Annotated in this window: 21 protein-coding genes and 1 riboswitch; of the genes, 15 read left to right on the forward strand and 6 right to left on the reverse strand. The window is 61.0% G+C overall.

Annotation, left to right across the window (positions count from 1 at the left end; genetic code table 11):
- Window positions 1–8: 8 nt before the first annotated feature.
- The 8 genes from C8C89_RS12745 (at window position 9) to C8C89_RS12780 (ending at window position 15,427) form a co-directional block, all read left to right on the forward strand.
- The gene (locus C8C89_RS12745) at window positions 9–2,603 is read left to right on the forward strand and encodes a chemotaxis protein CheB (RefSeq protein WP_133990186.1); all 2,595 of its coding nucleotides are present in this window, start codon (window positions 9–11) and stop codon (window positions 2,601–2,603) included.
- The gene (locus C8C89_RS12750; RefSeq protein WP_243857994.1) at window positions 2,600–4,708 is read left to right on the forward strand and encodes a PAS domain S-box protein; all 2,109 of its coding nucleotides are present in this window, start codon (window positions 2,600–2,602) and stop codon (window positions 4,706–4,708) included. Before C8C89_RS12745 ends, C8C89_RS12750 begins: the two co-directional genes overlap by 4 nt.
- Before the next feature lie 88 nt (window positions 4,709–4,796).
- Entirely contained in the window at window positions 4,797–6,953 is a 2,157-nt protein-coding gene (locus tag C8C89_RS12755; protein WP_347876590.1) for a S46 family peptidase, read from the forward strand.
- A gap of 145 nt (window positions 6,954–7,098) precedes the next feature.
- Window positions 7,099–9,873, forward strand: a complete 2,775-nt coding sequence (gene tssI / locus C8C89_RS12760; protein WP_133990190.1) for a type VI secretion system Vgr family protein — start codon at window positions 7,099–7,101, stop codon at window positions 9,871–9,873.
- A 25-nt stretch (window positions 9,874–9,898) separates the two neighbouring features.
- On the forward strand, window positions 9,899–11,953 hold the full coding sequence (locus C8C89_RS12765) for a phospholipase D-like domain-containing protein (protein ID WP_133990192.1): 2,055 nt from the start codon (window positions 9,899–9,901) through the stop codon (window positions 11,951–11,953).
- 2 nt (window positions 11,954–11,955) lie between these two features.
- Window positions 11,956–13,560 carry a tetratricopeptide repeat protein gene (locus C8C89_RS12770; protein WP_133990194.1) on the forward strand — a complete coding sequence of 535 codons (1,605 nt, stop codon included), beginning with the start codon at window positions 11,956–11,958 and terminating at the stop codon, window positions 13,558–13,560.
- A gap of 27 nt (window positions 13,561–13,587) precedes the next feature.
- Entirely contained in the window at window positions 13,588–14,910 is a 1,323-nt protein-coding gene (locus tag C8C89_RS12775; protein WP_133990196.1) for a tetratricopeptide repeat protein, read from the forward strand.
- Window positions 14,867–15,427, forward strand: coding sequence for a DUF4303 domain-containing protein (locus C8C89_RS12780; RefSeq protein WP_101482049.1), 561 nt, complete (start codon window positions 14,867–14,869; stop codon window positions 15,425–15,427). Before C8C89_RS12775 ends, C8C89_RS12780 begins: the two co-directional genes overlap by 44 nt.
- Window positions 15,428–15,430: 3 nt before the next feature.
- Here C8C89_RS12780 and C8C89_RS12785 read toward each other — a convergent pair whose 3' ends face one another.
- Together C8C89_RS12785 and C8C89_RS12790 are read right to left on the reverse strand one after the other, a co-directional pair.
- Window positions 15,431–15,922, reverse strand: a complete 492-nt coding sequence (locus C8C89_RS12785; RefSeq protein ID WP_101482048.1) for a hypothetical protein — start codon at window positions 15,920–15,922, stop codon at window positions 15,431–15,433.
- A gap of 54 nt (window positions 15,923–15,976) precedes the next feature.
- Window positions 15,977–16,612 carry a TetR/AcrR family transcriptional regulator gene (locus C8C89_RS12790; RefSeq protein ID WP_101482047.1) on the reverse strand — a complete coding sequence of 212 codons (636 nt, stop codon included), beginning with the start codon at window positions 16,610–16,612 and terminating at the stop codon, window positions 15,977–15,979.
- Window positions 16,613–16,681: 69 nt separating this feature from the next.
- Here C8C89_RS12790 and C8C89_RS12795 point away from each other — a divergent pair, with 69 nt between their 5' ends.
- The 3 genes from C8C89_RS12795 (at window position 16,682) to C8C89_RS12805 (ending at window position 18,446) form a co-directional block, all read left to right on the forward strand.
- Window positions 16,682–17,200 (forward strand): DUF2867 domain-containing protein, encoded by a 519-nt coding sequence (locus C8C89_RS12795; protein WP_243857995.1) that lies wholly within the window; start codon window positions 16,682–16,684, stop codon window positions 17,198–17,200.
- Between the two features lie 86 nt (window positions 17,201–17,286).
- The gene (pnuC, locus tag C8C89_RS12800) at window positions 17,287–17,898 is read left to right on the forward strand and encodes a nicotinamide riboside transporter PnuC (RefSeq protein WP_133990198.1); all 612 of its coding nucleotides are present in this window, start codon (window positions 17,287–17,289) and stop codon (window positions 17,896–17,898) included.
- Window positions 17,898–18,446: an ATP-binding protein gene (locus C8C89_RS12805; protein WP_101482046.1), complete on the forward strand. Its 549-nt coding sequence runs from the start codon at window positions 17,898–17,900 to the stop codon at window positions 18,444–18,446. Before pnuC ends, C8C89_RS12805 begins: the two co-directional genes overlap by 1 nt.
- On the opposite strand, the gene C8C89_RS12810 is transcribed toward C8C89_RS12805, so the two are convergent.
- Entirely contained in the window at window positions 18,443–20,587 is a 2,145-nt protein-coding gene (locus C8C89_RS12810) for a TonB-dependent siderophore receptor (RefSeq protein WP_133990200.1), read from the reverse strand. The genes C8C89_RS12805 and C8C89_RS12810 overlap by 4 nt on opposite strands.
- 86 nt (window positions 20,588–20,673) lie before the next feature.
- A riboswitch (TPP riboswitch) is annotated at window positions 20,674–20,771 on the reverse strand.
- 128 nt (window positions 20,772–20,899) lie between these two features.
- Here C8C89_RS12810 and C8C89_RS12815 point away from each other — a divergent pair.
- Window positions 20,900–21,079, forward strand: coding sequence for a hypothetical protein (locus C8C89_RS12815; protein ID WP_133990202.1), 180 nt, complete (start codon window positions 20,900–20,902; stop codon window positions 21,077–21,079).
- A gap of 13 nt (window positions 21,080–21,092) precedes the next feature.
- On the opposite strand, the gene C8C89_RS12820 is transcribed toward C8C89_RS12815, so the two are convergent.
- Window positions 21,093–22,250 carry an iron-containing alcohol dehydrogenase gene (locus tag C8C89_RS12820; protein ID WP_101482043.1) on the reverse strand — a complete coding sequence of 386 codons (1,158 nt, stop codon included), beginning with the start codon at window positions 22,248–22,250 and terminating at the stop codon, window positions 21,093–21,095.
- 142 nt (window positions 22,251–22,392) lie between these two features.
- Between C8C89_RS12820 and C8C89_RS12825 the strand changes: the two genes are divergently transcribed.
- On the forward strand, window positions 22,393–22,698 hold the full coding sequence (locus C8C89_RS12825) for a hypothetical protein (protein ID WP_034750230.1): 306 nt from the start codon (window positions 22,393–22,395) through the stop codon (window positions 22,696–22,698).
- A gap of 93 nt (window positions 22,699–22,791) precedes the next feature.
- Window positions 22,792–23,274, forward strand: a complete 483-nt coding sequence (locus C8C89_RS12830) for an Imm26 family immunity protein (RefSeq protein WP_101482042.1) — start codon at window positions 22,792–22,794, stop codon at window positions 23,272–23,274.
- 135 nt (window positions 23,275–23,409) lie between these two features.
- On the opposite strand, the gene C8C89_RS12835 is transcribed toward C8C89_RS12830, so the two are convergent.
- Both C8C89_RS12835 and ompR read right to left on the reverse strand, forming a co-directional pair.
- Window positions 23,410–24,768 (reverse strand): sensor histidine kinase, encoded by a 1,359-nt coding sequence (locus C8C89_RS12835; RefSeq protein WP_101482041.1) that lies wholly within the window; start codon window positions 24,766–24,768, stop codon window positions 23,410–23,412.
- Window positions 24,769–24,781: 13 nt separating this feature from the next.
- Window positions 24,782–25,483, reverse strand: coding sequence for a two-component system response regulator OmpR (gene ompR / locus C8C89_RS12840; RefSeq protein WP_223278807.1), 702 nt, complete (start codon window positions 25,481–25,483; stop codon window positions 24,782–24,784).
- A gap of 264 nt (window positions 25,484–25,747) precedes the next feature.
- On the opposite strand from ompR, the gene C8C89_RS12845 reads away from it, so the two are divergent.
- Window positions 25,748–26,137: a hypothetical protein gene (locus tag C8C89_RS12845; protein WP_133990204.1), complete on the forward strand. Its 390-nt coding sequence runs from the start codon at window positions 25,748–25,750 to the stop codon at window positions 26,135–26,137.
- The last annotated feature ends 50 nt before the right edge of the window (window positions 26,138–26,187 follow it).

The raw sequence follows: 26,187 nt of genomic DNA on the forward strand, positions 1-26,187 counted from the left end.
TGCCGACGATGACACGCAGCAAACACAGCAAAGCTCCAGCGCCGGAGGTGGCCGCCATCGATTTTCCCGTGGTGGCCATCGGCGCGTCGGCTGGCGGTCTCGACCCGATTATCGCTTTCCTGACGAACGTGCCGCCCGATAGCGGCATCGCCTATGTGGTGATCCAGCACCTTGATCCCACGCAAAAAGCCATGTTGCCGGAACTGCTGCAACGTGCCACCAGCATTCCCGTCACGGAAATCACGCAGCGCGCCGCACTGCATCCGAACCATATCTATGTGATTCCCTCGAATGCGGACCTGGGCCTGTCCAAGGGGCACTTTGTGCTCAGCGAGCCGCTGCAGCTGCGCGGACATCGTTTGCCCATCAATGCTTTCTTCGAAAGCCTGGCGGCCGAGCTGGGCGAACTGGCCGTGGGCGTGATTCTGTCCGGCATGGGCAGCGACGGTACGCGCGGCCTGCAAGCCATCAAGCAGGCGGGCGGCCTGACCCTGGCCCAGCATCCCGACACGGCCAAGTTCGACATGATGCCGCAAAGCGCCATCGCCGCCGATGCCGTGGACCTTGTCGATTTTCCCGACAAGATGCCGGAAAAGATCGCCAGTTACCTGTTTCGCAGCAGCTTCCTGGAGTTGCCGGGCAAGGAGCCTGGCGGGCGCAATGCCTTGCAGGAAATTGTCGCCTTGCTGTCCGAACATACGGGCAACAGCTTCACGGACTACAAGATCAACACGGTACTGCGTCGCATCGAGCGCCGCATGAGCTTGTACCAGATGACGTCGATGGAAGAGTACATTCCCTATCTGCGCAATAATCCCTCGGAAATCGACCTGCTTTTCAAGGAGTTGCTGATCGGCGTGACGAATTTTTTCCGCGACGCGAAAGTGTGGGAATATCTGAAGATGGTGGTCTTGCCGCAAATGCTGGCGGCTCACCCGGAAGGACGCGCCTTCAAGGCCTGGATACCGGCCTGCTCCACGGGAGAGGAAGCCTATACGCTGGCCATGGTCTTCCATGAAGTGGTGGCCAGCAGCAAGCCGCCGTCGAAGTACAGCCTGCAGATTTTTGCCACTGACCTGTCGGCCGACGCCATCGACCGCGCGCGCCAGGGCCGGTTTCCGCCAACGATAGTGAGCGATGTGTCGGCCGAGCGCCTGGAGCGGTTTTTCTTGCAGGACAAGAGTGATTACCTGGTCAGGAAAGAGGTCCGCAACATGATCATCTTTGCCCAGCAAAACATCATTTCGGATCCGCCCTTCACCAAGCTCGATATCCTGTGCTGCCGCAACCTGTTGATTTATCTCAATGCCAAGCTGCAGCAGCGTTTGATTCCCCTGTTTCATTACGCCTTGAATCGCGATGGGATCTTGCTACTGGGCAGCGCCGACACGCCCGGTCACTTTTCCGAGCTGTTCGCGCCGCTGACGACATCCACCAGGCTGTACCGTCGTCTCGACAACCTGGCGCGCCAGCGCTTGCTGACCTACTTTCCCACGAAAGTATCGTCGGCCACTCCTCCTACCCCCAGCGACATGAGAGAAGTCAGCATGCCCGGAAGAATCCAATCCCATGTCGAGCAATTATTGCTCCAGAAATACTCGCCTGCAGCCGTGTTGCTGAACCAGGATGGAGACATTTTGTATATCAACGGGCGCACCGGCGCCTTCCTGGAACCAGCTGCAGGCAAGGCCAACTGGAATATCCACGCGATGGCGCGCGACGGCTTGCGCTACGAGCTGGCGGGCTTGATCAAGCTGGCGCTGCAAAGCGACACCCAGGTATGCCTGAAAGGCCTGGTGCTCAAGGAGCAGGCAGGGAAGGCACAGGGCGTGGATTTGACGGCAGAAGCCTTGCGCCAGCCCGACGCGCTGCGCGGCATGGTCTTCGTCACGTTTGCCAGCGTGCCGCTGGCGGCCACCCCGCGCCGGGGCCGCTCGCCGAATCCCAAGGTGCTGGAACTGGAGCAGGAGCTGATCCAGGCGCGCAATGAAATCCAGGCCGTGCGCGACGAAATGCAGACCTCGCGCGAAGAACTCAAATCGGCCAATGAGGAATTGCAGTCGACCAATGAAGAACTGCAATCGGCGAACGAAGAGCTGACCACATCGAAGGAAGAGATGCAGTCGCTCAATGAAGAGTTGTACACGGTCAATGCCGAGCTGCAATCGAAGGTAGACGACTTGTCACTGGTCAACAGCGACATGAAAAATCTGCTCAATAGTACCGATATCGCCACCATTTTCCTGGACAGCGAGCTGCGTATCCGCCGCTTCACGGCACCGGCCACGCAAATCTACAAGCTGATCCAGACGGACTTGCGCCGTCCGCTCAGTGACATCGTCAACGACCTCGATTATCCAGACCTGGAAACGGATGCGCAGGAAGTCATCCGCAGCCTGGTGTTTTGCGAACGCCAGGTGCAGACCAAGAACGGGCGCTGGTACACGGTGCGCATCATGCCGTACCGCACGGTGGAAAACGTGATCGATGGCGTGGTGGTGACCTTCATTAACATTACCGAGTCCAAGTTGCTGGAAGCCGAGCTGCGCCTGATACAGTCGGGCGCAGTGGCGAACAGAGGGGCACGTGAGAGCGCGCCATGAATGAACCGTTCGACAGCGGACCCGCTGACGAGAACTTGTGCGAGCCTGCGCAGCAGGCGCTGCTGGCGGCAGGATCGCTGTCGAACGAAGAGATGATGCGCCACCTGCATGAGTTGCGGGTGAGGCAGATCGAGCTGGAAGTGCAGAACGCCGGATTGGCGGAGCTGGAAAAACTCAAGAATGAATTTAAAAGCAGCCGCGACCGTTATGCGCAGCTGTATGAACATGCGCCTGTCAGCTACTTCTCACTGGCGCGCGAAGGCGTTATCACGCGCGTCAACGTGGCCGCCAGCGGTTTGCTGCAACGCGACAAGGATCAATTGCTGGGTCGACGTTTCGAGCAATTCATCGCGCCGCAGGCGCAGGGCGCATTCCGCCGCTTCCTCGATGCCATTTTTAGCAGTGGCATGCCGCAAGTGCTGGAAGCGCGGCTATTCGACGATGTGCTGGGCGGCGGCGTCGTGCGCATCGAAGCCAATCTTGATGTGGACAGCGCCAGCGTGCGTATGCTGGTGACGGACCTGGGCGACGAGTATGTGCGCGAGTCAGCCTTGCGGCGCGCCTTCCTGATTCTCGACACCATCCGCGAAGGCGTGCTGGTGACCGACAGCGATAACCGCATCATTTCTGTGAATCGGGCGTTTACCACCATCACTGGCTACCAGGCGGAAGAGGCCATCGGGCGCGATCCCTCCTTCCTGGGCGGCGGCACGCACGAGCCGCAATTCTATGCCGCCATGTGGCGCAGCCTGAGGCAGGATGGCAGCTGGTATGGCGAGCTGGTGAACCGGCGCAAGAATGGCGAGCGCTTCGTCGAGTCGTTGTCGATCACGCCCATGCGCATGCCGAACGGCGACACCAGCCATTTTGTCGGGGTGTTTTCCGATATTACCGAGCGCAAGCTGGCCGATGCCACGCTGCGTGAATTGCACCGGGAGCTGGACCAGCGCGTCATCGACCGCACGGCCGAGCTGTTGCGGGCCAACCTGCATTTGCAGCTGGAAGTCCAGCAACGCGAGCGGGCGCAGGAAGCCTTGCGCGACGCCGAGCGTTTTTTTCACGCCACCATCGATTCCCTGTCCGACCGCGTGCTGGTATTGGACCAGGCCGGCTGCCTGGTGCATGCCAATCAGGCTTGCATGGCCTTTGCCAGCCATGCACCGGGACAGCTGCATTATCTGGATTTCTGCGAAAGGGACCCGCGCTGGAAGCGCAGCGCCGGGCGCGAGCTGGCCGCGGGCATCCGCGCCGTGATCGCCGGCAGCGCCGATGCCTATGCGCTGGAATATGAATTCGCCACGGAGGCCGGGGCGCGCTGGTCACAGGCCCGGGTCAGCCGTTTTCTGGGCGAAGGTCCGCTGCGCGTGGTGGTGGCGCACACGGACATTACTGAACGCAAGCTGATGGATGGCGCCCTGCGTCAGTCGCATGCGCAGCTGCGCCAGCTGGCGCTGCACATGGAAACGGCCAAGGAAGACGAGCGCAAGCGCATCTCGCGCGATATCCACGATGAACTGGGGCAAAACCTGCTGGCGCTGCGCATCGATATTTCCATGCTCAGCGCGCGCACCGAGGGTTCCCATCCGCGCCTGCACCGCCGGGTCGGCGCCGTGCTCAGCAATGTCGACACCACCATCAAGAGCGTGCGCGGCATCATGAACGAACTGCGCCCGATGGCGCTGGACCTGGGCTTGCAGGCCGCCATCGAATGGCAGGTGGGCGACTTCCGCAAGCGCAGCGGCGTCGCTTGCCGCCTGCTGATACGCGACGAGGCCCTGTTTGCCGCCATCGGCAGCCAGGTCGAGATCGTACTGTTCCGCATCGTGCAGGAAGCGCTCAGCAACGTCATGCGCCATGCCCAGGCCAGCCAGGTCGAGATCGAGCTCAGTTCGGATGCCTGCGCCGTGTATGCGGCTATCAGCGACAACGGCATCGGCATCACGCCGCAGCAGCAGCGCAAAAAGCAGTGCTTTGGCCTGATCGGCATTGCCGAGCGGGTGACGGCGCTTGGCGGGCATTTCGAGGTAGGCACGCCGGCGTCGGGTACCGGTTGCCGCCTGTTCCTGCATATTCCCCTGACGGGGACGGGGCGGCCTGCTGCCTGATATAGCAATTGCAATGGGTTAATTTTTTGCCGACTCAGGCCCCCTGGACAGGCTATACTTTCGCCTGCTATTTATGGAGGGGCATATCTTGTTCAAAACAATCGTTTTACCAGTCGCCTTATTGGGCGCGTTCGCCGGCGCACACGCTGACGAAGGGCAGTGGCAACCACACCAACTGCCACAGCTGAAAGCCGAACTCAAACGGGTCGGCATCGACATTCCTGCAGAAAAGCTGGCCGACCTGAGCAAGCACCCGATGAGCGCCATCGTGTCGCTGGGCGGCTGCTCGGCCGCCTTCGTCTCCGACGCGGGCCTGGTGGTGACGAACCACCATTGCGCGTATGGCGCCGTGCAGCGCAATTCCACGCCGGAACACAATTACATCACCGACGGTTTCCTGGCCAAGACGCGCGCGAGCGAGCTGCCGGGCGGTCCGAACAGCCTGGTGTACGTGACGGACAAGGTGGAGAACGTCAGCGAGCGCGTGCTGAAAGGCTTGACAGCCGACATGAGCGGCCGCGCGCGCCACGAAGCCGTGGAGAAGCGCGTCAAGGACCTGATCGCCGAATGCGAAACGGACAAGATGTACCGCTGCTCCGTGCCCGCCTTCCACCGCGGCCTCGAGTACTACCGCATCCGCCAGATGATGATACGCGACGTGCGCCTGGTGTACGCGCCATCGGACAAGATCGGCAACTTCGGCGGTGACATCGACAACTACGAATGGCCGCGCCATACGGGCGATTATTCGTTCCTGCGTGCCTACGTGGGCAAGGATGGCCGTCCGGCCGACCCGTCGCCCGACAACGTGCCGTACAAATCGAAGGACTTCCTGGTGGTCTCGGCCGAAGGCTTGAAAGCCGGCGACGGCATCTTGCTGGCGGGCTATCCCGGCCGCACCAGCCGCTACAAGCTGCCGGCGGAAATCCGCTTCGCGCGCGATACGGCCTTCCCCCTGAAAGTATCGGAACTGCAAGCCGACCTGGCCGTGATGGCTGATGCGACGAAGGGCGACGCGGCCGCTGCCGTGCGCTATGCGAGCGTGGTCAAAAGCATCAACAACGTGCTGAAGAAAACCCAGGGCTTGCTCGACGGTTTTGCCCGCAAGGACATTGCCGCCATCAAGGACGTGCAAGATGCCGAGTTCCGCGCCTGGTACGCGAAGCAGCCGGACGTCTCGCCCACCTTGCTGGCCGAACTGGACGCGGCAATCGCCAGCGACATGGCCTTGAGCGAAGAAGAGTTCGCCTGGTCGGTGGCCACCAACAGCGACTTGCTGAAAAGTGCGCGCACCATTTACCGTTTGTCGCTGGAGCGCCAGAAAGCGGACGCCGAGCGCGAATCGGGCTTCCAGCAGCGCGACCTGGCCTTCATCAAGGCCCGCCTGGCCCGCCTGGAGCAGTCGTATGTCAATAAGGTCGACCAGGCGCGTTTTGAGGCGGGCCTGAAGCGTTACGCGCAGCTGGCCGCGAAGAGCCATCCGCAAGGCCTGGACGCGCTGCTGCCGGCGCCAGTGGCCGTGGCGGCCCTGTACCAGCAGACGCAACTGGCTGACACGGCCAAGCGCCTGGCCTGGCTGGAAAAGGACCAGGCTGCTGTTGCCCAGTCCGACGACGCCTTCATGCAACTGGCCGTCAAGCTGCAGCCGGTGGAGTTGTCGCTGGAAGAGCGCCGCAAGGAAATCGACGGCAACCTGGAACGCGTGATTCCGCAATACATGCAAGCCGTGATCGCCTGGAAAAAATCGCAAGGCAAGCCGGTGTATCCTGACGCCAACTCGACCCTGCGCGTCACGTATGGCACGGTCTCGCCGTACTCGCCGCGCGATGGGCTGACCAAGGGCCCGTTCACGACGGTGGAAGGCATCGTCGAGAAAGTCACGGGCAAGGCCCCGTTCGAAGCGCCGCAAGGCTTGATTGACGCCGTCAAGGAAAAACGCTACGGCCAGTTCCGCGACCCGGCACTGGGCACGGTGCCCGTCAACTTCCTCACCAGCGCCGACACCACGGGCGGCAATTCCGGCTCAGCCGTGATGAACAAGCGTGGCGAGCTGATTGGCCTGAACTTCGATTCGACGTATGAATCGATCACCAAGGACTGGTACTTCGACACGGCCATCACGCGCGCCATCCACCTCGACATCCGCTACATGCTGTGGGTGATGAAGGAAGTGGACCATGCCGATAACTTGCTCAAGGAAATGACGATCAAGTATCCGAAGCCAGTGAAGACTGCCAAGAAGTAAGCGTTAATTTGCGCTAGCGCAAAGCCGCATCCGCCGCAGGGCTGATGCGGCTTTTTTACGTATGGGTAACTAGTTTGCGTTCCATCAATATGCCAGCGTTCACCATGGTTAGCATGGGCTAGTGTAACTATCCGAAGGAGGCGATATGGATGATGGCGAGCTGGCAGCCGATCTGGCGCGCCTTTTCGGAGCGGGCTGGCGAACCCAGGACAGCCGCTTGCTGCGTATGGATTTTCCGCGCGACGATGGTCCGCCCAATACCGCGCTGCTGGTCAACAGTTTGCGGGCACACGAGGAAATGTCACGCGACTTCCGCTTCGACGTCGAACTGCTGTCCGACAATCTCCACCTTCCCCTGACAGCGATGATGGGACGCATGGTCACGATTTCGATGGTGCGCGATGACGGCAGTTTGCGCTATTTTAATGGTTATGTCGGCCAATTTCGCTTGTTGCGCAGCGATGGAGGTTTCGCGTTCTACCAGATGGTGCTGCAACCCTGGCTGGCGTTTTCCAAGCTGCGCATGGACAACGTCTCGTTCCACGAACGCACGGTCATCGACATCACCGAAACGACCTTCAATCATTATTTGCAGCGCGACTGGCAAAACCGGCTGCATGAGGAAAAAGCGATATTAAGCTGCGCCAACCAGCATAATGAAACCGATTACAACCATCTGCACCGGCGCTGGGAAGACCAGGGTATCCATTACTGGTATGAACATCGCACCGACGGTCATACGCTCTGTTTGGGCGACAATACCTGGCTGAGCGACAGCATCGACCCAAGCGACCGCGATGCCAGCGAAGCCGACGAGATGGTGTTTCGCAGCGACGCGGGCTCGCTGGAGTGCGACGGCATACGCGATTGGCAGGCAATACGGAAGATCGCTTCAGGCTCGCTCACGCTGGCCAGCTTCAACTACAAGCATCCGTTTGCCAGTCGCGCCAGTGGCTATGCGCTGCACCAGCAGGGCGACGTGTTTGCCCATGAACTGTATCAAAATGCCGGCTATGGCTATGCCGACATGGGTGGCGGCGAAGCGCTGGCGCAACGCCGCCTGGAGGAGCATAACTGCCAGGCGCAAACCTTCGAAGCTGGCGGCAATCACCGCTGCGCCCAGGCCGGGCGCAGTTTCACGCTGGGTGGACACTTCAGTGGCAAGCAAGCCATGCCGGCCAGAGGTGAAGCGGCGCGCGCTGACATCGGCTCGCGCGAATACCTGATCCTGTCGGTCGATCATATCGCCAGCAACAATTACCAGGCAGGGACGGGCGCGAAGTCGCATTATGAAAACCGTTTTCGCTGCATCCGCAAGAGCATCCGCTGGTATCCGGGGCGGCAGTTCAACAGCATGCCTTGTGCCTTGCCCGGCGTGCAGACGGCGATTGTCACCGGGCCGGCAGGCGAAACCATCCATACCGACGCGCTGGGCCGGGTGAAGGTGCAATTCCACTGGGACCGGCTGGGCAAGTTCGACGCGGGCAGTTCGCCATGGATCAGGGTCATGACGCCATGGGCGGGCCAGGCCTTCGGCCAGATCGCGTTGCCGCGCATCGGCCAGGAAGTGCTGATCCAGTTTCTCGACGGCAATATCGACCGTCCCGTCATTGTTGGCGCGGTGTACAACGGCAAGCATGCGCCACCGTGGAATTTGCCGGGCCAACGCATGCTGGGCGGCTGGCGCAGCGCTGAGCTGATGCCTGGCGGCGGCTACGGCGTGCGCGGCAACCAGTTGGTGTTCGACGATACGCACCAGCACATCCAGGCGCAGCTGAAAAGCGATCATCAGCACAGCCAATTGTCGCTCGGCTGTATCAGCCGCATCGAAGACGCCAGCGGGCGCAAGGATGCGCGTGGCGAGGGCTGGGAACTGGCGTCAGACGCCTGGGGCGTGGCGCGCGCCGGCCGCGGCATGTTGCTGACCACCGAAGCGCGCCCTGGCGCCGCCTCGCATATCAAGAGCATGGATGAAACCTTGCGCCGGTTGGCCGAGGCTGCTGAGCGGCACAAGGCGCTTGCCGCCTTGGCGCAGCATTATGGCGCGCAAGAAAGTGCCGCCCAGCAGGGCGCCGCCGCCGATGTGCTGAAAGCCCAGCATGCCGGGATCAAGGGTGGTGCCGGCAATGGCGAAAACGCATTTCCCGAATTATCAAAGCCGCATCTGGTGCTGGCCAGTCCGGCCGGTATCGAAACGACGACCGCGCAATCGACGCACATCGCCAGCGCCGAGCACACCGCGCTGACGACCGGGTGCGACCTGTCGCTGGCGGCCGGCGGCGGCCTGTTCGCCAGCATCGGCGCTGCGCTGCGCCTGTTCGTCCACAAGGCTGGCATGAAACTGATCGCCGCAGCTGGCCCCGTGCAGATCGCGGCGCAAACCGATGCGGTCGAAATCGTCGCCAACAAGGTGCTGGAGCTGATCAGCCAGGCCGACTGGGTGAATATTCGCGGCCGCAAAGGCGTGCGCCTGCATGGCGCCGATTGCATGCTTGAAATCAGCGACAAGGTACAGTTTTTTACCGCGTCGCCGACGCTGTTCCATGGAAACCTGGAAACGCTGGCGCCCAAGAACCGGCCGCAACCGGAGCTGGAGCCCCCCATCGCGCCGGTAGCGGGGCAGTTGCAGCATACGATACAGGCCCATGCGGATGGCGGCCAGTACGCCAATGTACCGTACACGCTGTACAAGGGGGAAGCCGAAGTCGAGCAAGGTCTGACCGACGAATTCGGCCGCATCCTGATCGCGCATCAGGACGGCACGCCGCGCTACCGTGTCGTCCTTGGCAATGGCGAAGAGTTTTCATTGCAGGCGAGCGCGCGCTTCGACCCGAACGCGGCGCCGGACGGCGAACACAAGCTGTCGAACCGCGGCTTGCGCGCGTTCGACGACACCAGCGACGGCCGCGCTGTTCAATGATGCACGACACTGACTGGAGAGCGCCATGCCGGAATCGAGCGGCCGCATCGAAACCACCCACATCGACGAGGTCGGACGCACTGCGACGAGTTCGCTCCAGTGGCTGCTGGAAAACCGCAACCTGAAGGGCAAGGCCACTCATCCGATTACACATAACAACAAGCTGACACTGTTCATTTGCGGACAGGAAGGGTTCGCCGACATCGCCGCCGAGATCGCCAGGGCTAAAGATTCCATCGACCTGTGCTGCTGGGGTTTCGACCCGGGCATGGAACTGGTGCGCGGCAACAGCGCCACCTGGCCGCGTGGCGAAACGTTTGGCGACTTGCTGATCGCCGCCGCACGGCGTCACGTCAGGGTGCGCCTGCTGGTCTGGTATGACCGGATCGGTTCGCCGATAGCGCGTACTATGCCGGGCTATTCGCACGGCACCTCGCCGTGGAAAACCGGTGGACAGCGCGCCGACGACATCAGCGCCAGAGCCAGCCTGGCGATGTTGCAGGAGGCAGTCAGGAAAAAACTTGTTTTAAGCAGTGCTTTCAGGGGCGATATCGTCCGGCCCGAGGATATCCCGATGCTGGCGCGTGAAGAATATTGCCACAGCTGGTATGCGGCCGCGTTCCATGGCTTGTTGGAGGGCCTGGAGATTCGCTTGCGGCACGGCGACAGCGCCGCGATCAGCAAGAGTACCGCGACCGAAATAAACCAGCCGCACGGCTTGACGATGGGGGAAATTGAAAAGCCCGGCATGCAATACCTGGGCACGCATCACCAGAAGCCGGTCCTGATCGATTTCTCCCACGAAAAGGGATCCAAGGCCGTCGGCTATGTAATGGGCCTGAACTCGGTGACCGATTATTGGGACACGACGGCCCATCTGCTCGACGACACGCGCCGCGAACAGGGCGGCGTCAACGAGCGGCGCGAGTGTTTGCAGGGAATGGCCGCGGACGGCGGGTTCTCCACGCTGAAACCGTACCAGGATTATGCCTGCCGCATCGACGGTGGCAAGGCATTGATCGCGCTGTACAACAATTTCGTGAAGGCATGGGACCGCGCGATCGACGACCGCACGCATCAGGCCGCCGGGGAATGCGTGAGTTGGTATTCGTCATGTAAAAACCCGCCGGCCCAGCTGTTGCGCGAGGCCGGGCCGGACGACTCCACCGTGCAGATCGTCCTGACTCAGCCCGAGGAGCAAGACAAGACCATCAAGGAAACCTACTTTCGCGCGGTGACCCAGGCCAGCCTGGCGGCCGGTTACCTGTACGTGGAAAACCAGTATTTCCAGTATGAAGATTGGGCCCGGCACTTGCTGGCCGAGCGCAAGAAGGTGGTCGCCGCCTGGAAGGCTGGAAGCCTGAAAGCTGGCAAGACCATGCGTGATATGCCGATCATGCACGTATTCATCGTCATCCCGGTGCCGGAGCGCGCGCAGATGGTGCCGCGCACCCATGACACGCTGGCGGCGCTGGGGCAACACGCTGGCATGACGGGGCAAAACACCATGATCGACGACTATAACAAGCGACCGAAAACCCGGCGTGTCAGGGCAGGATTCGGCATTTCCACCGAGGCTGAAGTCAAGTTGCCCGACGTGGTGCAGCATTCCAACGGCATCAACAAACCCGGCGTGATGACGCTCGAGAGCGAATTCGGGCTGAGAGTATCGGTGGCCATGCTCAATGTCAGCGCGTTTGACAAGGACCGCTGGCGCTACCGTGAAATCTACATCCATTCCAAATTGATGCTGGTCGACGACGTGTTCATGACGCTCGGCAGCGCCAACCTGAACCAGCGCAGCATGGCCGTCGACAGCGAAATCAATATCGCCACCATCGACCGCCGCGTGGCCTGCGATTTGCGCAAGCGGGTGTGGCGCATGCATAGCGGCGGATTGGTCGATGGCGGGGGAGGGACGAAGGCGGAGATTGTGTCGGCGTTCGGGAAATGGGTGGAGTTAATGGGAGAAAACCGTGGCAAGAAAAAATCTGATTCTACAAGTGCGGACCACAAGAAAATGACCGGATTTTTGCTTCCCTTGGAAGATAACCGTAGTTCAACGTTACGTTTGGGTTGAGCATGAAAAAGTATAAAAACTTTCCCCTTCCCCTTCCCCTGCCATTTTTTATCACGGCAGTTATCCTGAGTTTTTCTTTAGGTGCCTGCAAAATGTCAAACGACACGAAAGAAGTCTTGCCACGCAACCAAAGCCTGCCGCTTTTCAATCCGCATGTTCCTGATTTTACTTGTGAAATCGAGGCGAACAAGGTGCCGCCCGTCGATGCGCAAGCGGAGGACTGGTTTCTCGAAGCACGCGCCATGGAAGATCCCGAAATTGCCGTGGAAGACCGCGATTACAAAAAAATCGTCGCTCTGACGCGTCAAGCGGCAGAGCGGTTGCACTGGAAGGCGATGCTCAATCTGGCCAGCCTGTATGTGGAAGGGCGCGATCCTTTATATGGTGAGGAAGAGGCGGTGCAATTGGTGGAAAAGGCGATGCGGCTCGGGATTCCGGCAGCATATGACCGGATGGGGACGTATTACGCGAATAGCACGGGTGTCAACGGCGACATTACGCGTGCCTATGCCTTTTGGCAAAAAGCAGCACAGATGGGTAATCCTCAAGCGATGGATTTTTTGTCAGATAAACTAAATGTGGGCCCTGCAAATGAGGGCGCAGGGTATTGGGCTAATATTCCTGTTGCAATAAAAATGATGGAATGTTCATTTTCCCAAGGGTACGGACCAGTTGCATATAATTTATCTTACATGTATGCCTCCCCGAGAATGGCCTCAGGGAGAGTTAGCGGGCCGCGTACGCTAGAAACTAAAGCACTTGCTCTTAAAGTTCTACATGAGGGAGTAGCATTCGGCTGCGAAAAGTGCGCAAACAAACTGGAGATTGAGTTCGGAGATCCATTTAATCTTGCAACCATGTTGGCTCCTTACATTGATAAAGCGAGAGCGGAACGTTACGGCGTACTTAATCGTGAACTGGGATTCAATCCCAATGCGCGCTTTCCTAATCTGGACAAGGTCTTGCCGCTCCCGCCCGCCGATCTGCCGCCCTGGAATGGCGACAGGGATACATTGCTGCATGCAGCCAAGGGCGTCCGTCCACCGCCAGCCATCCCGCAGCCAAGCGCCGCCTCGCTGTTACAAGAACCATATTTCCTGGCAGCCGACTATACGCTGCGTCCCACCGGCTTGCACAGCGACGCGCCGACCGCGCCATTTTCCGCATACTGGCAACCGGCCGCTGGACAGGGCTTGACGGAGCCGGCCCGGCTATTTCGCAAAGGCGAAGAGTTCCGCCATTTCAGCGTGCTCGATGCCGATGGCAAGAGTCGCTATGGCCCCGTGACGTGGGAGCAGTGCCTGACGATACGGCACAACCATGGGGCAGTGGAACCGCGCGCGGCGCACGGCTTGCTGCGCGAGGTGGCGCGCCCCGAGCCTTTATTGAGCTGCGCTTGCGGGCAAGCCTGTCCGGTCAGCGGCGTCTGGCAACCGTGGGTAGCAGCCGACCATCCGCTGCAGGCCACCGTCAACCAATACTGGCGCCAGGCGTGGCTGACCCATGGCGCGCCGTTCCCGCAACCGCGCCGCGACTGGCTGCTGGACTTGCCTGACGGCGAGGTGACGTGGCATTTGATGGATGCGTCCATTCCTGATCTTGGATAACACAATGCCGCAGCGATGGAGGATGCAATGGATAGCAATCAATCCAGCATGGCGGGCACGAGAGGACGCTTCGCATCGCTTGTCTTCTTGTGCTGCCTGCTTGCCTGCAAAGTACCAGACGACAAAGTTTGGCCACGCAACCAAAGTCTGCCGCTCTTCAATCCTCATGTCGCGGATTTTATTTGCGAAATCGAGGCGAGCAAGGTGCCGCCCATCGATGCGCAAGCCGAGGATTGGTTCCTCGAAGCACGCGCCATGGAAGATCCTGAAATTTTCGTGGAAGACCGCGATTACAAAAAAATCGTCGATCTGACGCGTCAAGCGGCAGAGCGATTGCACTGGAAGGCGATGCTCAATCTGGCCAGCCTGTATGTGGAAGGACGCGATCCCTTGCATGGTGAGGAAGAAGCGGTGCAACTGGTGGAAAAGGCGATGCGGCTGGGCATACCGGCGGCTTATGACCGAATGGGGACGTATTATGCGAATAGCACCGGCGTTGACGGCGACATCACTCGCGCCTATGCATTCTGGCAAAAGGCTGCTGTCATGGGAAATCCTCAGGCAATGGCATTTTTGGCGGATAAATTAAATGTTGGACCCGCCAGTGAAGGGGCGGGTTACTGGTCCAATATTCCGGTAGCGACAAAAATGCTGGAATGCGCATTTGGGCAAGGACATGGTCCCGCAGCATTTGATTTGCATTATTTGTATGTGTCGCCACGGGCCGCCAGTGGAAAAATAAATGGCTCGCGTAACGCTGAAACAAAAAGTCGTGCATTAACGGTATTGCATGAAGGTGTTAAGTTTGGTTGTGAGGATTGTGCAAATGCATTGGCAATTGAATTTGGTTCGCCTTTTGATCTTGCCGATATGCTGGCGCCATATGTGGACAAGGCTCGTGGAGAGCGATATCGTATGCTTAGTAACGCCCTCGGTTTCAACCCCAATCGCCGCTTTCCCAACCTCGATAAAATCCTGCCATTGCCACCGGCCGATCTGCCGCCGTGGGATGGTCAACGAAAGAGCTTGCTCGACGCCGCCATGGGCGTCCGCCCGCCGCCCGCCATCCCGCAGCCAAGCACCGCCTCGCTGTTACAAGAACCATATTTGCTGGCCGCCGACTATGCGCTGCGTCCCACCGGCTTGCACAGCGACGCGCCGGCCGCGCCATTTTCCGCATACTGGCAATCGGCCGGATTGCGGTCCCGGCATCGCCCGCACTGTTCACGCGCCACCGTCTGCAGCATTGGCTGTGCCACGTATAATTCCTCCACTACCCACCGCTATTCTTTTTTGACAGGCCCCCATGCCCCAGACTCCCGATTTGCCGCCGGATTGGCACGCGTTTGAAACGGCCTATGACGTTGAAGCAACCTGGTTCAGGCTGGCCAGCGCCTCGCTGGCGCTGCTTGGCGCGTCCGCTTTCAAGGATCAGGCATTTTCAGCCTTTGCCTTCAATGCCGTATCGTTTCCATCCATTTCCTTGAGCTTTGACACCGATCCCGATAACCGGGAGCGCGATGACTATCCTCCGGACTGGTCGAACGAGTGCATGGAAGACGATGTACCGGAAATTGGCCAACTGTGGGAGGACGGCCACGGAAGGATCGAAGGTGCGCTGCGCGAGCTGATCGAGGCCGCCGATGACGAGCAGCTGGGCGCCATTGAAGAAGGCTATCTGCACAGTCTCAGGAAAACGATGGTGCGGCTTGAAACGAGCCATGCTTTCGACCAGATCAAGACGTGCGCGCGATTCTGGACCGTGGTCACGCAAGTCGATGCCGATACCGATGAAGAGGAACGTCTGCTCGACCAGTTGCGGCTGGCCGGGGGCAAAGCCATGCAAGACGGGGCAACTGCGGGCTGAATGCTATATCAGGGCTTGCCATGCCCGGACTTCCCCGTCCGTCAGCAATGGCCCCCAGCCGCCACGCAGCGCCGCATCGTGCTGCACATAGTGTTCAAGCTGCGGTACAGCCACCTCATGCCGGACACAGATGTCAAGGACGGCTTCCAGCTGCCGCCGGCTTGCCGGCAGGTCATCGCCATACCAGGTACAGGCGCTCGTTTCCAGCACATGCCCGACAAGTTGCTCCAGCGCACCGAGCAGGTACCCGGGCATGGCCATGCGGAGATCGTCCGGCCAGGGGTCTCCCATGCCCGTCACAGGCAAGGACGCAAAGCCCCGCACCCAGGCCGCAAAATCCCCGGGCTCGACCTGCGCCACCTCCCACACGTGGCCGGCGAACGCGGACAGCGCCCGATGGTGAAGGGCATGCCGCTGGCAAAAGCGTTGCAGGCACGTGACCGCAATGCATTGCCTGGCGATCACGGAAAGCGTATCTATCGATATGTTATTCATGAATCATCAGCTCCTGAAGTCGGCGCCTGCCGATAACACTGCGCCAATTTGATCTTATTGCGGTTGTCCCGCTGTATCCCTGGCCAGCCGCAGCGCCTCCACCGGCAATTGAAAAAACCTCGGCACCATGGCCGGCGACAAATCGTCGCCACCGTCCGCCATGGCCAGGCGCCCGCTCAGCAGCAGCATCACGTAGCCGTGGCCCAGCGACCAGCCGGCGCTGGCGGCGGCCTTGTCCCAGCGGGGATCCAGGCCCGCTTCGCGCACGGCCGCGCCGGCCGTCTGCAGCACGTACTGGAAGCACGCCTGCGCCGCTTCCTGCAGGGCGGGGAACTGGCGCACGTCCTGGTGTTCGAACATCAGCCGGTAATGGGCAGGCGCGGCCAGGGCGAATTCGATGTATTGCTGGCCCAGCAGCTGAAAACGCTGCTCCGCGGGCAGGCTGCCCGGCGGTGGCAGTTCTGCCTCCCATTTGGCGATCAGGCTGGCGAAACCGGCCGCCGCCACATCGGCCAGCAAGGCTTCCTTGCTGGGGAAGTGGCGGTACACGGCGGCGATCGATACGCCCACCGTGCGCGCCAGTTCGCGCAGCGAGAGGGCCGCGTCGTGCTGCTGCGCCAGTTGCGCGATGGCGGTGGCGACCAGGGTGTCGCGCAAGTTGCCGTGATGATAGGTACTCGTTGTCGTCATTCTATGTTATCGCTGTTCACATTGTCGTGTATGATGGTCATGTTATCACTGAACACATGGAGAGCACACATGCAAGAGATGAACATCGCCGTCCGCGCCGTGGCCTTGCCGCCCGGCGCCAGCATCGCCCCCTTGTACCCGGGCAGCAACCTGGCCGATGCGTATGCCGTCGACCTGCCGAACGCGGGCGCGCGCGAACTGGACATGGAAAGCCTGGCGCGCCAGCTGCTGGGCAATCAGCCGGGCTGGGCGCGCAAGTTGATGGTGCTGCGCGACGCCATCGTGGCGCGCTTCGGCATCCGGACGGCAAAGCAGATGGAAGCCAGGCCAGGCAAGCGCATTGGCATCTTCCGCATCTTTGCCGTCAGCGACGATGAAATCATCCTGGGCGAGGATGACAGTCACCTCGATTTCCGCCTGTCGGTGCTGCGCAACCGTGGCGCGGGCCGGCATGGCAGCGTCACCGTGTCCAGCGTCGTGCATTGCCACAACAGGGTGGGCCGTGCCTACATCCTGCTGATCCGGCCTTTTCACAAGCTGATTGTGCAGCGCTCGCTGGCGCGCGCCGTCAAAGGGGGCTTTGCCTGAGGGGGGAGGGGGCGTGACGGCGCGGGCAATCTTGCTTATTCATGGCCGGTATTGCATACTGCGCCACCAGCCTCATCACGATTCCCATGAACGATACGCTTCTCCTGCTGGGTTTTGCCACCACGCCGCTTGAACTGATTTCCTTTGTCCTGGCACTGACAACCGTTGCGCTGAACATCCGCCAGAATCACTGGGCGTGGCTGTTCGCCATCATTTCCTCGGCAGCCTACGGTTTCGTGTTTTTCGAGTCGCGCCTGTATGGCGACATGGCCTTGCAACTGCTGTTCATCAGCGTCTCGTTCTGGGGCTGGTACCAGTGGCTGCATCCGGCCAGCGGCGGCAAGACCCTGCCCGTCACGCGTCTGAATGGACGCGGCTGGCTGGCCTGCGCCGTGGGCTGGCTGATCGGTTTCCTGCTCATTGCCTGGCTGCTGACGACGACGGATACGGACGTGCCCCATGCGGACGGTTTCCTCACCGCAGGCAGCCTGGTGGGGCAATTCCTGCTGTCGCGCAAGAAGCTGGAAAACTGGATCGCCTGGATCGTCGTCGACGTGCTGTATGTCTGGCTGTATCTGCACAAGGGCCTGACCCTGACGGCCGTGCTGTATGCCTTCTTCGTGGTGATGGCCATCATCGGCTTGCTGGCGTGGAGAAAGTCGGCGCCGGCCGCGCCTGATGCGATGGTCCTCAAGTGATGGAGCGTTGCGTGCGCGTCGCGATCCTGGGCGCGGAATCGTCGGGCAAGTCGACCCTGGCGGCCGCCCTGGCCGAGCGCTACGGCACCGTCTGGGTGCCTGAATACCTGCGCGAATTCGTCGAAACCCAGGGCAGGGTGCCCGTCGCGGCCGACCAGTATGGCATTGCGTTGACACAAGTCGAACGCGAAGCGGCAGCCGCCGCGCAAGCCCGTCACTTCCTGTTTTGCGACACGACGCCCTTGATGACGCTGGTCTACAGCCGCCATTATTTTAATGGCGCGGACGCGCCCCTGGCGGCGCTGGCCGATGCCACGCAGTACGATGTGACCTTGGTGACGGCGCCCGACAGCCCGTGGGTGGCCGACGGTTTGCAGCGCGAGTCGGAAGCCGTGCGCCAGCTGATCTACCGCTACCTGCTCGACGCGCTCGACGCGCGTGGTATCGTCTATCACGTATTGCACGACAGCCTGGAGGCGCGCCTGGAACAGGCGGCGCCCCTGTTGCAACAGGCGCTCGCTGCAGCGCCTGCCATTTCCCTCAATTAAAAGTCGAACTGCGCCGAGAGCTTGAACGTGCGGCTGGCGCCCGGGTACAGGTAGCCGTCCGATTCCGGCGTCACGTCGCGCCAGTAGAACTTGTCGGCCACGTTGTTGACGGCGGCGCGCAGTACGGCTGTCTTGCCGGCGATGCGCGTGGCGTAGGCGGCGCCCAGGTTGAACACGTGGTACGACGGCACGAAAGTGGTGTTGTTGTACTCAAACGCTTTCTTGCCCGCATATTCCCAGCTGCCATTGACGCTCAAGCCCGCCACCTGTTGCACGGCGTAGTCTGCATGCACGGCGGTCTTGAAGGCGGGCACGTTGGGCACGCGCTTGCCGTCGAGCGACGCTTCGCCCGTGTTCGATTGCTGGCTGTTCAGGGCCGTGAGCGAGACGCCCAGGTTCAGGTCGCGGGTCGGCTTGCCTTGGGCGGAAAATTCCAGGCCACGGTGCTGCGCCTGGCCTTCACGCACGAAGTAGCCGGCGGCGTTCTGGAATTCCAGGCCCTTGCGGATCTGGAACAGGCTGGCCGCCACCATGAAGTCGGGCGTCACATCCATCTTCACGCCGAATTCGATCTGCTTCGAGCGGCTGGGCGTCAGCTCTTCGTTGGCATTCATCGCCTTGCGGTCGGCCGTGCCGCCATGTTCCATGCCCTGTGAGTAGGCTGCATACACGGAGACATTGTCGAGCGGGGTGTAGACGAGCGATACGTTGGGCAGCAGGAAGTCATGCTTGGCGCGGATTTCCGTGGCTGCCTTCAGCACATACTGGTAGCCATCGACATTGATATGACGCAAGCCACCGTGCAGCTTCCAGTTGGGCGCCAGGCTGACGATATCCTGCACGAAGACGGAGTTTTCCGTATCCTTGCGTACCAGGCGCACAGGACCCGTGACGCCGGGCGACGTGCCGACGATTTGTGGCTGATAGATATTGCTCACGCCCACCCAGTCGTATACGTACAGGCCGGCGCGGTCCTTGCGGCGGAAGGTCGATACGCCGGCCGTGAATTCGTGGCGCAGGGCACCGGTGGCGAACTTGCCCTGAATCATGGCTTGCGCGCTCAGGGGCTTTTTCGTTTCGCCCAGGCTGCGGTAGTCATACACATCGAAGTCGCCATTGCCGCAGAAGCCAGGGTACAGGTCTTGCCCGCTGCAGCCATACGGGAAGGCCGTGTAGTCATCGCGCTTGAACGAGTGCTGGTTGGCCGACAAGGTGGCATGCCAGTCGTCGCTGAATGCGTATTGGAAGCGCAGCCCGATATTGCTGGTGACGGTTTCCACGGGGCGCGTCCACGGCTGGCGGTTGAGCATGGCGTCGGCGCTGATGCCGGTCGGCAAGGTGGTGTTGTTCAGCAGCTGGAAGCCGGGCGCCGTCGCCTGCGCCTTGTCCTGGTAGTCGGCATCGATTTGCAGCAGCGCTTGCGGCGAGATTTGCCAGTCAAAGGCGCCGGAAATGAACTTGCGGTTGCCATCCGCACCCTTGATGTAGGAGCGCAGGCGCTCGGCCGCCACGTTGACGCGGTAGCCGAAGCGCGTGTCTTCCAGTCGTCCGCCCAGGTCGACGGCACCGTACAGGGTGCCCCGTTCGCGCGTTTCCACGGTAACCGTGCGTAATGGCGCGGCGGTGGGGCGCTTGACGATGAAGTCGATCACCCCGCCCGGCGCGGCCACGCCGGCCTGCAAGCCGGCCAGGCCCTTCAGCACTTCGATGCGTTCCTTGTTTTCCAGCGGAATTTGCGTGTCGCCAGGAATCGCCACGCCATCCTTGCGGTAGCTGGAATTGTTGTCGAGCTTGAAGCCGCGGATGGAAAATTGCTCCGCATAGCCGACGGCGTTGTAGGCGTCGTTGATGCTGGTGTCGAGCTTGACGGCATCGCTGAGATTACGGATTTGCAAGTCCTGCATGTCTTTTTGCGAAATGACGGTGACGGACGCCGGCGTCTGCAGCAGGGGCGCGTCGGAAAAGCCGCCCACGGAGGCGCGCTTGGCGGCCGGCGCCTTGCTGGCCGTGACGACGACTTCGGCCATGCTTTGCGTGTCGGCCTGCACTTCGGCGGTGTCATTTGCGGCCAGGGCGGGCGCGGTAAACGCGTGCAGGATCGCCAGGGTCAGAACAGAAACGGATAAATTCGGTGTGGACATAGATTGCTCGTGGTTCAAGCCGTCTCTTGGAAAAAGTACGGCAGGCTGCTTGTTCGGCTGGCGCCAACGCAGGAGCTATCAAAGGAGGGAGGTACTTTGCGCTTTCCTTCGCTGGCATTATCCAGATCAGGTACGAAGGGTATCTCTCACCCGGATGACTGCTCCAGGACCCCTAGCGAACCGAGAGCTTAGCATGAAGCACGGCCAGCTGTCCCACTGGCTGACCGTTTTACAACACATGGGCTGAACGGGAAGCGCGGACGAACATTTCTGGAAAAATGTGTTTTTACTAATTGCGATGTGGAAACGGCGATGGCAGATTACATGCGCAGGATCAACTTGCGTCTGAATGAGAAGTACCATGTGTTCGTCGGGCCGCTGCTGCTGCTCGCCTTGCTGACCGCTGAACGCCCGCCCGTGTGCGGGGTGTTTGCCGGCCTGCTGTGTGCGCTCACCCTCAACAAGGGCATCGACATCCTGCGCAAACTGTAGGCCGGCCAGGCCTTTACAGACTCAATTCCAGCACCTTGCGACTGACGGAAGGCGTGATGTCGCGCTGTTCCCCCAGTGCCGTCATGCCGTGCGCTTCCAGGGCGGACACGACGGCGTCGACGCTGGCGTGGTTCAGGCCGTAGTCGGCCAGGCGCGTCTTGACACCCATGTGGCGGAAGAAAAATTCCGTGCGCGCAATGGCTGCCTCGATGCGGCCATCCTCGTCGCCACCATCGAGACCCCAGACGCGGGCCGCGTATTGCAGCAGCTTGGCGCGCTTGGCCTGCTTGCGCACGCGCAGCATGCTGGGCAGGATGATGGCCAGAGTTTGCGCATGGTCGAGCTCATACAGGGCCGTCAATTCGTGGCCGATGGCGTGCGTGGACCAGTCCTGCGGCACGCCCACGCCGATCAGGCCGTTCAAGGCCAGGGTGGCGCTCCACATCACGTTGGCGCGCACATCGTAGTCGTCCGGGTGCGACAGGGCTTTCGGGCCTTCCTCGATCAGGGTCAACAGGATGCCTTCGGCAAAGCGGTCCTGCACGGACGCGTTCACAGGGTAAGTCAGGTACTGTTCCATGACATGCGCAAACGCATCGACGACGCCATTGCCCACCTGGCGCAGCGGCAAGGTAAACGTCTTCGAGGGGTCCAGCACGGAAAATTTAGGATACACCTTGCGGCTCATGAACGAGCGCTTTTCCTGCGTGGCCTTGCGCGTGATCACGGCCGAGCCATTCATTTCGGAACCCGTGGCCGGCAAGGTCAAGACCGTGCCGAAGGGAAGGGCGGCCTCGACGACCTTGCCGCCTTTCGCCAGGATATCCCAGGCCTCGCCTTCATGCAGGGCGGCGGCGGCGATGAACTTCGTGCCATCGACCACGGAGCCGCCGCCGACGGCCAGCAGGAAATCGATGCGCTCGCTTTTTACCATGGCCACGGCCTGCATCAGGGTTTCATAGCTGGGATTGGGTTCGATGCCGGCAAATTCGAGCACTGTGTGGCCGGCCAGCGCCGCCCTGACTTCATCGTAGACGCCGTTCTGCTTGATGCTGCCGCCGCCGTAGGTCATCAGGACCCGTGCCTGTGGCGGGATCAGGCTGGCGATGGCGGCGATCTGGCCCTGGCCGAAGAGGATTTGCGTCGGATTGTAAAAGTCGAAATTGAACATGGGGCTCCTGCCGCTGAGGTTTAGGCTATTGCTGAATCATGATTATGGCCGAACGGGGGGAAACGTGTCGTGGACGCTTGAGCTTTTCGCTCGCGCGGTGGAGAATGCAGCCGATGTCACCACCACGCGAAAAGGAATGCGCATGACCACCGTCCCACTGGAAGAATCCGGCTTGCCGGCCACGGCACTCGACATGCACCGCGCCATCGGCGCCACCATCGCCGCGCTGCAGGCGCTGGACTTGAACAGCCAGCGTTTCGAGGCGTGCACGGACCCGGAACTGCGCCGCGTGCTGGCGCATGCGGGAGATACCAGCCGCAAGGAAGCGGCCATGCTGCTCGAATGGATGCGCCGCCGCGATGCGCGCCTGGACACGGCCATGAAGGAAGCGCTGTTCAAGGCGGGACCGATTGTTGCCCAATATCACTATGACGAGAAAATATTGTAACTATTGGTTTGTTGCTGTGGTGTACCATGCGCCACTTTCGCCTTTCTTCGCGTAGACTGTGCCCCGAACACGATTTTGGGAGAGTTTGCAACGATGAGATCATTACCATACCGAGAAGGCAGCTGGTTTGCCGTGCCCTTGCCGGGCGGCGGTTATGCCGTCGGCGTGGTGGCGCGCCGGGCGCCAGCCGGGCGTATCATGCTGGCGTATATGTTCGGGCCGAAACGCGACAGCCTGCCTGCGCTGGAAGAGCTGGAAGGCTTGCGCCCGGAACAGGCCGTGCGCCGCCTGCGCACGGGCGACATGGCCCTGCTCAACGAGCGCTGGCCCCTGCTGGGCGACAGCTTGCACTGGGAGCGCGATGCCTGGCCCATGCCGGCCTTTATCCGCCGCAATGAATCGCTGCAGCGCGCCTGGCGCGCCAGCTATGCGGACGCCGACCCTGCCAAGCTGAACCGCGAGGAATCGATACCCTTCGATACGCCGGGCATGGAAAGTGATTCCCTGTACGGCTACGGGGCGACAGAATTGCTGATGAATAAATTGCTGGTGCAAGAAGCGGCGTCGGCAGCGTAGGTCGGATGAGGCCGTAAGGCCGTAATCCGACAACATTGTTGGCTGTTCTTGTCGGATTACGCGGTTCCCGCTAATCCGACCTGCATCGCCTGCACCGCTGGCGCAAACACCGGAGTGAGCAGGCCCGATTATTTGTTACGCCGCTGGCAAGCTGATCTGAAACGCCAGTCCGCCGCCTTCGCGGTTGCGCACCTGCAATTCGGCGCCATGGCGCAGCAGCACGCGGTCGACGATGGCCAGGCCCAGCCCGGCGCCATTGGCTTGGCCGCGCGCTGTGTCGAGGCGGGTGAAGGGTTTCATCAGTTGCTCGATCTTTTCCGCCGGCACGCCCGTGCCGTGGTCTTGCACCTCGATGATCACCTTTTTCGCGCCGTGGCTGGTGCGCACATGGCATGCGATGTCGATTTCCGTCATCTCGCTGCCCGGCGTCTTGCCATAGCGGCGCGCATTCTCGATCAGGTTGTTCATTACGCGGCGCAGGTCGGTGGGGTTGCCCATCGCATGTGCGCCTTCGGCGATGGTGGCATTGATCGTCACGTCCTGCAGGCGCATGGCTTCGCGTGTCATGTCGCCCAGCAAGCCGCTCAGGTCCACGTCCGTAAAGCTCGACGCTTCCGTCGGCTTGGCGTAGTCGAGGAACTGGCCGATGATGGCGTCCATTTGCCCGATATCGGACTGTATGCCTATACGCGCCTCGTCCGACAGATTCGCCATTTCCACTTCCAGCTGCATGCGCGCCAGCGGCGTGCGCAAATCGTGCGAAATGCCCGCCAAAATCACGGCCCGGTCCGATTCCACTTGTTTTAAATCATCAACCATCTGGTTGAAGCTGCGGTTCGCCTCGATGATTTCGATCGGGCCTTTTTCCGGCAGCGGCGCCGGCTGCTTGCCCTTGGCGATGTCGCGCGCTGCCGCTGTCAAACGCGACAGCGGTAAGTTGATCAGGCTGGAAATGATGGCCGCGCCCAGCAGGGACAGCAAAGACACCAGGCTGGCCCAGCCCAGCCACTGGAAGCCCGTCAAGCCGCGCAGGCGCTCGCGGTCCAGCATCAGCCAGTATTCATCGTCGTCGATCTTGAAGCTGACCCAGAAGCCGGCCACGCCGTTGACGCGCGCGGAAAAGCGCGTGTCCTTGCCCAGTTTGGCTTTCACCTGCGCCTCGATCTCGGGCATCAGGTAATTGTCGGGCGGCGGCTCGATGCGGTCGTCCTCTTCCAGCGAGAAGATGCGGATGCCTTCGTTGCTGACGAGGTCGAACAGCAGCTCGCGGCGCAGCTCGGGCGCCGAGTGCGTCAGTGCCGCATGCGTGATGGTGACGACGGAAATGATCTGGGCGGAAATCTGCTGCGCCTGCGGCTCGCGCTGGATGACGGAAATCATGCCTATCCAGGTGATCATGCTGACCGTGGTCAAGGTGCCGAGCAGCAAAAAGGTGCGCCAGAACAGGCCGCTTTTCAGCCGCGCCAGGCTGATATCGGGAACAAGCTTCATCATGCCTCGCCTGCGATTAGCGCGGCTGTCCGTCCGGGATGAAGACGTAGCCCAGACCCCACACGGTCTGGATGAACAGCGGACTCGACGGGTCTGGTTCGATGAGTTTGCGCAGGCGGGAGATTTGCACGTCCAGGCTGCGGTCGAACACTTCGTATTCGCGGCCGCGCGCCAGTTCCATCAGTTTCTCGCGCGACAGCGGCTGGCGCGCATGGCGGGCAAACACTTTCAGCACGGAAAACTCGCCCGTCGTCAGTGGCACCGTTTCGCCATTCTTTTTCAATGTGCGCGTTCCCAGGTCCAGCACGAAGTCGCCGAATTCGAAGGTTTGCGGTGTTTCCGACGGCGCGCCCGGGATTTCATCAGGACCCTTGCGGCGCAGCACGGCGCCGATGCGGGCCACCAGTTCGCGCGGGTTGAACGGTTTCGGCAGGTAGTCGTCGGCACCCATTTCCAGACCCACGATGCGGTCCACGTCTTCGCCCTTGGCCGTCAGCATGATGATCGGTGTCTGGTCACCTGCGCCGCGCAGGCGGCGGCAGATCGACAGGCCGTCTTCGCCGGGCAGCATCAAATCGAGCACCAGCAAGTCGTAGCGTTCGCGCAGCCACAATTTGTTCATGGCCGTCGCGCTCTCTGCCGTGAAGACATTGAAACCCTGTTCAGTCAGGTAGCGGCGCAGCAGGTCGCGCAGGCGCACATCGTCATCGACCACCATGATTTTTGCCTGGTGGCCGTGGATCGATTGCGTAGGCGTATTGCTGCCGGAAGTGGAGGTTGTGGTCATTTAAGGTGTCGTGTTATCGTATATTAGTTGCTATAGTAACGCCTCGCGCGGTGTCGGCAAGGGGGTATGCCGACCCATTACAAAGTGTTACAAACTTTACCCATTTGCTCTTACTGCACCGTGTAAAGCATCATACACTGGGGCCACAGTGGAAATCAGCTTTAAGTTTATACGGCATCGCGGAAGAGGAACTCAATGAATATCTTTACTAAAAAAATTCACGCCGCTCCCAGCGCAGCTATTGCCGCACGTACGACTGTGCTTTCCGCATTTGCCGTTTGCTCCGTGCTCGTCACTAGCCTGGCGCTGGCACAAAACCAGCCGCCACCACGCCGTGAAGACCAGCCGCAAGTGCAGGCCCAGCGCTATGAACAGGTACAGCGCAGCAATAGCAATGATACGCGACTGCGCGAACAGCGTGATGCACGCAGTTTCGACACGCGCGCCGAAGAGCAGCGCCGCGCCAGCGAAGGCGCCGAGGCTTCGCGCCGCACGGGTCGCATGACGCCCGACGAGCGCCGCGACCTGCGCCGCCAGATCAACGAAGTGGGCCAGGATATTTACTCCAATCCCCCGCGCCGCTAAGTAATCCTCGGGAAATTATTGTGAATTTATGACGAACAGAACCGGATGCT

The sequence above is a fragment of the Janthinobacterium sp. 75 genome, assembly GCF_004365495.1.
In the GTDB taxonomy this organism is placed as follows: Bacteria; Pseudomonadota; Gammaproteobacteria; order Burkholderiales; family Burkholderiaceae_D; genus Janthinobacterium.

Excerpts from the sequence above, each read along its gene's own strand:
- C8C89_RS12745 (WP_133990186.1), top strand. The coding sequence starts at position 9 with ATGACACGCAGCAAACACAGCAAAGCTCCAGCGCCGGAGGTGGCCGCC.
- C8C89_RS12750 (WP_243857994.1), top strand. The coding sequence starts at position 2,600 with ATGAATGAACCGTTCGACAGCGGACCCGCTGACGAGAACTTGTGCGAG.
- tssI (WP_133990190.1), top strand. The coding sequence starts at position 7,099 with ATGGATGATGGCGAGCTGGCAGCCGATCTGGCGCGCCTTTTCGGAGCG.
- C8C89_RS12765 (WP_133990192.1), top strand. The coding sequence starts at position 9,899 with ATGCCGGAATCGAGCGGCCGCATCGAAACCACCCACATCGACGAGGTC.
- C8C89_RS12770 (WP_133990194.1), top strand. The coding sequence starts at position 11,956 with ATGAAAAAGTATAAAAACTTTCCCCTTCCCCTTCCCCTGCCATTTTTT.
- C8C89_RS12775 (WP_133990196.1), top strand. The coding sequence starts at position 13,588 with ATGGATAGCAATCAATCCAGCATGGCGGGCACGAGAGGACGCTTCGCA.
- C8C89_RS12780 (WP_101482049.1), top strand. The coding sequence starts at position 14,867 with ATGCCCCAGACTCCCGATTTGCCGCCGGATTGGCACGCGTTTGAAACG.
- C8C89_RS12785 (WP_101482048.1), bottom strand. The coding sequence starts at position 15,922 with ATGAATAACATATCGATAGATACGCTTTCCGTGATCGCCAGGCAATGC.
- C8C89_RS12790 (WP_101482047.1), bottom strand. The coding sequence starts at position 16,612 with ATGACGACAACGAGTACCTATCATCACGGCAACTTGCGCGACACCCTG.
- C8C89_RS12795 (WP_243857995.1), top strand. The coding sequence starts at position 16,682 with ATGCAAGAGATGAACATCGCCGTCCGCGCCGTGGCCTTGCCGCCCGGC.
- pnuC (WP_133990198.1), top strand. The coding sequence starts at position 17,287 with ATGAACGATACGCTTCTCCTGCTGGGTTTTGCCACCACGCCGCTTGAA.
- C8C89_RS12805 (WP_101482046.1), top strand. The coding sequence starts at position 17,898 with ATGGAGCGTTGCGTGCGCGTCGCGATCCTGGGCGCGGAATCGTCGGGC.
- C8C89_RS12810 (WP_133990200.1), bottom strand. The coding sequence starts at position 20,587 with ATGTCCACACCGAATTTATCCGTTTCTGTTCTGACCCTGGCGATCCTG.
- C8C89_RS12815 (WP_133990202.1), top strand. The coding sequence starts at position 20,900 with ATGGCAGATTACATGCGCAGGATCAACTTGCGTCTGAATGAGAAGTAC.
- C8C89_RS12820 (WP_101482043.1), bottom strand. The coding sequence starts at position 22,250 with ATGTTCAATTTCGACTTTTACAATCCGACGCAAATCCTCTTCGGCCAG.
- C8C89_RS12825 (WP_034750230.1), top strand. The coding sequence starts at position 22,393 with ATGACCACCGTCCCACTGGAAGAATCCGGCTTGCCGGCCACGGCACTC.
- C8C89_RS12830 (WP_101482042.1), top strand. The coding sequence starts at position 22,792 with ATGAGATCATTACCATACCGAGAAGGCAGCTGGTTTGCCGTGCCCTTG.
- C8C89_RS12835 (WP_101482041.1), bottom strand. The coding sequence starts at position 24,768 with ATGATGAAGCTTGTTCCCGATATCAGCCTGGCGCGGCTGAAAAGCGGC.
- ompR (WP_223278807.1), bottom strand. The coding sequence starts at position 25,483 with ATGGTGGTCGATGACGATGTGCGCCTGCGCGACCTGCTGCGCCGCTAC.
- C8C89_RS12845 (WP_133990204.1), top strand. The coding sequence starts at position 25,748 with ATGAATATCTTTACTAAAAAAATTCACGCCGCTCCCAGCGCAGCTATT.